The sequence below is a fragment of the Streptomyces sp. NPDC058086 genome, from assembly GCF_042885015.1.
In the GTDB taxonomy this organism is placed as follows: Bacteria; Actinomycetota; Actinomycetes; order Streptomycetales; family Streptomycetaceae; genus Streptomyces.
Window position 1 is genome coordinate 1 of sequence record NZ_JBHVST010000231.1, and the last position, 5,041, is coordinate 5,041.

General features: G+C 70.8%; 7 protein-coding genes. 4 read left to right on the plus strand and 3 right to left on the minus strand.

The genetic code is table 11. The features are described 5' to 3' along the window. Nucleotides 1-94: 94 nt before the first annotated feature. Nucleotides 95-835, minus strand: a complete 741-nt coding sequence (locus ACFVWD_RS57295) for an SLATT domain-containing protein (protein WP_389607045.1) — start codon at nucleotides 833-835, stop codon at nucleotides 95-97. 302 nt (nucleotides 836-1,137) lie between these two features. Between ACFVWD_RS57295 and ACFVWD_RS57300 the strand changes: the two genes are divergently transcribed. Genes ACFVWD_RS57300 through ACFVWD_RS57310 form a run of 3 tightly spaced genes read left to right on the plus strand, consistent with a single transcriptional unit; the run spans nucleotide 1,138 to nucleotide 2,788 of the window. Then, on the plus strand, nucleotides 1,138-1,479 hold the full coding sequence (locus ACFVWD_RS57300; RefSeq protein WP_075033091.1) for a YbaB/EbfC family nucleoid-associated protein: 342 nt from the start codon (nucleotides 1,138-1,140) through the stop codon (nucleotides 1,477-1,479). Nucleotides 1,480-1,536: 57 nt separating this feature from the next. Beyond that, nucleotides 1,537-2,136, plus strand: coding sequence for a recombination mediator RecR (gene recR, locus ACFVWD_RS57305; protein WP_095853428.1), 600 nt, complete (start codon nucleotides 1,537-1,539; stop codon nucleotides 2,134-2,136). After that, nucleotides 2,129-2,788: a DUF5063 domain-containing protein gene (locus ACFVWD_RS57310; RefSeq protein ID WP_095853427.1), complete on the plus strand. Its 660-nt coding sequence runs from the start codon at nucleotides 2,129-2,131 to the stop codon at nucleotides 2,786-2,788. Before recR ends, ACFVWD_RS57310 begins: the two co-directional genes overlap by 8 nt. Before the next feature lie 13 nt (nucleotides 2,789-2,801). Here the strand turns inward: ACFVWD_RS57310 and ACFVWD_RS57315 are convergent, their stop codons facing one another. Continuing rightward, nucleotides 2,802-3,698 (minus strand): alpha/beta hydrolase fold domain-containing protein, encoded by an 897-nt coding sequence (locus tag ACFVWD_RS57315; protein ID WP_389607047.1) that lies wholly within the window; start codon nucleotides 3,696-3,698, stop codon nucleotides 2,802-2,804. 37 nt (nucleotides 3,699-3,735) lie between these two features. Then, nucleotides 3,736-4,203, minus strand: coding sequence for a cupin domain-containing protein (locus ACFVWD_RS57320; RefSeq protein WP_389607049.1), 468 nt, complete (start codon nucleotides 4,201-4,203; stop codon nucleotides 3,736-3,738). A gap of 95 nt (nucleotides 4,204-4,298) precedes the next feature. Here ACFVWD_RS57320 and ACFVWD_RS57325 point away from each other — a divergent pair, with 95 nt between their 5' ends. After that, nucleotides 4,299-4,820, plus strand: coding sequence for a MarR family winged helix-turn-helix transcriptional regulator (locus ACFVWD_RS57325; RefSeq protein ID WP_389607050.1), 522 nt, complete (start codon nucleotides 4,299-4,301; stop codon nucleotides 4,818-4,820). Nucleotides 4,821-5,041: the final 221 nt, after the last annotated feature.

The following is a 5,041-nucleotide window of genomic DNA, read 5'->3' on the forward strand; positions in this document are numbered from 1 at the left end:
CCCGCGGGGGCTCCGGGGGCTTTGCCCCCGGCGGGGTCGAAGGGGCGGAGCCCCTGGGGATGGGTCGGGCAGGGGCGGCGGGGGCGAGGGAACGCTAGCGCGGCTCCGGGGGGCGCTGGCGGGGCATGTTCGGGCGGGTGCCCGGCGGCAACGGCAGCCGCCCAGGCGACGCACCCTCCCCCCGAGGAACCCCGGCCAGGGACGACTGGATGCCCAGCGGCGCGGGCCCGGTCCGGAACTCCACCATCCAGTCCGCCGTCTCCACCCGCACCAACTCCGTCACATCCTCCGAAAACCTCCGCAGCACCCCCAGGCACCGATCCGCCGCCTCACTGGCGGTCCCCTCCGTCGGCCCCAAAACCTCCCGCACACTCTCCGACGCCCAGTCGAACTGCAACACCTGCAACCGCCGCTGCACGGCCTGCGCGGTCGCCACGTCCCTTATCCACCCGGAGGTCACCCCGAAGAACCGGTCCCCGGCCATGCACGCGACCCCGAGCAGCAGCGCGAGATACCCCCAGGGGGCGACCCCGCCGACCACTCCCGTGAGGTCCAGCAGGGGAAGCGCGGCCCCGGCCACCGCCCCCGCCGCCGCCCCGCCCCGCAGCACCCGCGCCCCCCGCCGCTTCCACACCCGGTCCGCGAGATACCAGGACGCCGTGTCGAGTGCCCCCCGCTCCACCCACCGGTACAGCTCATGGAGCCGCTCGGCCGGCTCCCCCCAGTCCCCGAGCGGAAACGCCCGGCCGGTCAGATCACCCGGCCGGGTCCCCGCGGCCCCGTCGTCCCGCCCGTCCTGGGGCGGCCCCTCGGGCTGCATCTCCGGCTGGCTCACCCGGCACTCCCTACTGGCGAAGGACGACGAAGCTGGTGATGTTGCTGGTGACGTTGTGTCTGGTGACGGTGTGTGATGTCAAGTGACGCGTGGTGCCGAAGCGCCGCCCCCTTCCTACCGCCCAATGGGTGGCGATGGCCCGGGTTTCGCCGCTTTTCCGCCCGGAAGAGGGTCTTGGTCAGGTATAGGCTTCGAGATCGTCTCACTCGAAAGAGTGCTTGGGCGACGGCCCCGCCAACCACGTAGGCTCGTGCTGAACGGGAAAACCCCGTCCAGACAGCCGTACGGACCAGGAGCTGATCGTGATTCCCGGTGGTGGCCAGCCCAATATGCAGCAGCTGCTCCAGCAGGCCCAGAAGATGCAACAGGACCTCGCCAACGCGCAGGAGGAACTCGCGCGCACCGAAGTCGAAGGCCAGGCGGGCGGCGGTCTGGTGACGGCGACGGTGACGGGCTCGGGTGAGCTGCGCGCCCTGGTCATCGACCCGAAGGCCGTGGACCCCGAGGACACCGAGACCCTCGCCGACCTGGTCGTCGCGGCGGTCCAGGCGGCCAACGAGAACGCCCAGGCGCTCCAGCAGCAGAAGCTCGGCCCGCTCGCCCAGGGCCTCGGCGGCAGTGGCATCCCCGGCCTGCCCTTCTAAGACCGGCGGCGGCCAACTACCGTACGTACTGAAAGATTCCAGGAAGGGCGGCAGTCCGTGTACGAAGGCGTGGTCCAGGACCTCATCGACGAGTTGGGGCGGCTGCCCGGCGTCGGTCCCAAGAGCGCGCAGCGGATCGCCTTCCACATCCTGCAGGCCGAGCCGACGGACGTCCGCCGGCTCGCGCAGTGCCTCATGGAGGTCAAGGCGAAGGTCCGCTTCTGCGCGACCTGCGGCAATGTGGCGCAGGAGGAACTGTGCAACATCTGCCGCGACCCGCGTCGGGATCTGACCGTCATCTGTGTGGTCGAGGAGCCCAAGGACGTCGTCGCGGTCGAGCGGACGCGCGAGTTCCGGGGCAAGTACCACGTGCTGGGCGGCGCGATCAGCCCGATCGAGGGCGTCGGCCCGGACGACCTCCGGATAAGGGAACTCCTCGCGCGTCTCGCCGACGGCACGGTCACGGAGCTCATCCTCGCCACGGACCCGAACCTGGAGGGCGAGGCGACGGCCACGTACCTCGCCCGCATGATCAAGCCCATGGGCCTCAGGGTCACCCGCCTGGCCAGCGGCCTCCCGGTGGGTGGCGACCTGGAATACGCGGACGAGGTCACACTCGGCCGCGCCTTCGAGGGGAGACGACTCCTAGATGTCTGACGCCACGCTGCACGCGACCAGCCAGGACCCCGACGACTTCGTGGTCCAGATCGCGGACCAGGTCGAGAGCTTCATCGTCGCCGTCACCGAAGTGGCGAAGGGCGACGAGCCCGACTCCGCCGTGCCCTTCCTCCTCCTGGAGGTGTCCCAGCTGCTGCTGGCCGGCGGCCGTCTCGGCGCGCACGAGGACATCGTCCCCGACGAGCGCTACGAGCCGGACCTCGGTCCGGAGCCGGACGTCGACGACCTGCGCGAGCGCCTCGCGGTCATGCTGGAGCCGATCGACGTCTACTCCGAGGTGTTCGACCCGTACGAACCGCGCAAGGCCCCGGTGGCCTGCCGCATCTCGGACGACCTCGCGGACGTCATCACCGATCTGCGCCACGGCATGGCCCACTACCGCGCGGGCCGCACCACCGAGGCCCTGTGGTGGTGGCAGTTCTCCTACTTCTCCAACTGGGGGTCCACCACCTCGGCGGCCCTGCGCGCCCTCCAGTCCCTGGTGGCCCACGTCCGTCTGAACCAGCCCCTGGACGACCTCAACGGCCTCGACACCGACCAGGACCTCGGCGAGGAGGTCCTCGCGGAGGAGGCGGGCCGGGTCATGGCCGAGGAGATCGGCGGCCCGCTCGGCATCAGGTCGTCCAAGTAGCGCCGGTCCGAGGTCAGTCGGCGGGCCAGTGCGCCCGGGTGAAGGCGGCGGCGGAGGTCAGCGCGGCGTCGGCGTCGTCGAGCAGCGCGGCGAATCCCTGGAAGACGTGCGGGACCTGGGGCCAGACCTGCAGCTCGACCGCCACGTCGTGCTCGGCCGCGCGGGCTGCCAGTCGTACGGCGTCGTCCAGCAGGATCTCGTGCGAACCGACCTGGATGAGCAGGGGCGCGAGCCCCGTCAGGTCGGCGTGGACCGGGCTGGCCAGTGGCGTGGCGGGGTCGGTCTCGCCCAGGTAGTCGCGGGCGCGGATCTGCAGTCCCTTCGCGGTCAGCGCGGGATCGACGTCGGCCTTGCCGGTCAGACTGTCCCCGGACAGGGTCAGATCGGCCCATGGGGAGAAGACCACGGCCGACGACGGCTGCGGCAGCCCCGCCTCCTTGAGCGCGACGAGCGTGGCCACCACCAGCCCGCCGCCCGCGGACTCGCCGACGAACGCGACCTCGGAGCTGGGTGTCCCGTCCGCGAGCAGGGCGCGATAGGCGGCCACGGCGTCGTCGACGGCCGCGGGGAACGGATGCTCCGGGGCCAGCCGGTAGTCCACCGAGACGGCACGGACCCCGACACGCCGGGCCACGTCGGCGGCCAGTCCCACGGAGTCGGCGGCCGAGCCGAGGGCGTAGGCGCCGCCGTGGAAGTAGAGCACCACAGCCGAAGAATCGTTACCCGGAGTCTCGACGGTGACGACCGGTATGCCACCGAGCCGGCCCGGCGTGGCCGTGACGTCTTCGGGCAGCGGTACGGACGCGATCATCTCGTGGAAGAGGGCGCGCTGTTCGCCGAGTTCACCGCCGATGTCGAACGGCGCGTGCCGAAGGAGCTCATCAAGGGCTTGGCGTTGCTGCTGGGTCATGAGGGACCTCTCATCGGTGAGCGGGGGTGGGCGTCGGTCAGCGGGGCGGTCCCAGAACGACCTGTCCGTACTTGTCGGCGGCTTCGGCCAGCAGCTCCGGCGCGATCCGGAAACCCTCGGGCCGAGGTGCGGCCAGATCGCGTCCGGCGTGCCGGAACATGCCCTCGATGCCGCCGGGGGTGCAGATCATCAGCAGGTCGGCGGTGTCGGAGGTGATCCGGTAGCCGTGCGGGACGTTCTTGGGCAGATAGACGATGCCGCCCTCGGACAGCTCCATCTCCTGATCGTCGGACCAGACCAGCGCGGTGCCCTTGATCAGCATGAAGACCTCGTCCTCACGGGTGTGCAGGTGGTACGGCGGCGCCTCGCCCTTGTTGACGCTGAACCGCCCGACGGTCAGCTGCCCATCGGTGGCCGCGCTGTCCAGCAACACGGCGAAGACACCACCGTCGAGCCACTCGAGCTTCTGCTGCTGATCGGCCTGCGCGAGATAAGCCATGCTCATGACCAGTCCCCCCTTCACTGAGGAAGATGCTGCGAATTCGAAGCACATGGCGACCTTACTTCTGCTTCGAATTCGCAGCAAGTAAACTCTTGGCCATGCCCGACACCCCGCCCCCCGATCCCGAGCGACTGGATCCGGAGCAACTGGCCGCCTACTTCGCCCTGATGGAGGTCGGCAGCCTGCTCCAGCACGCCGTCGACCAGCAGCTGCGCGACGAGGGCGGCCTCAGCTACACCCAGTTCCAGATCCTCGCCGTGCTCGGGCAGGCCCCCGAGGGGCAGCTGCGGATGACCGACATCGCCGACCGTCTGGTCCACAGCCGCAGCGGACTGACCTATCAGGTGGCCCAGTTGGCCAAGGCGGGACTGGTCACCAGGGCACCTTCGGCGGACGACGAACGCAGCGTCAATGTCACGGCCACCCCACAGGGCCAGGAGCTCCTCGGCCGAGTGATGCCGGGCCACGTGGGGGTCGTACGCAGACTCCTCGTCACACCCCTGAACCGCTCGGACATCACCACACTCAGCGACGTACTGGGCCGGGTCCGCACCCACATGCGCACGACCCCACCCCGCTCGGCAACCCCCCGCCGCAAGCCCACAACACACCACGACTGACCCCCGCGGCCGCCGACCACCCGCGGCCGCCGACCACCCGTGGCCGCCGTGCGACGCGTGGCCGCCGTGCGACGCGTGGCCGCCGTGCGACGCGAGGCCGCCATGCGACGCGAGGGGCCGTGGCGGTGCGTCGCAAGCCCGTCGCTTACGTTCGGATCGAGCAGCGGCTCCCTTGCCCGGCCCACGTCTGATCCAGCGGCGAGGGGCTCCACGCACCGCTG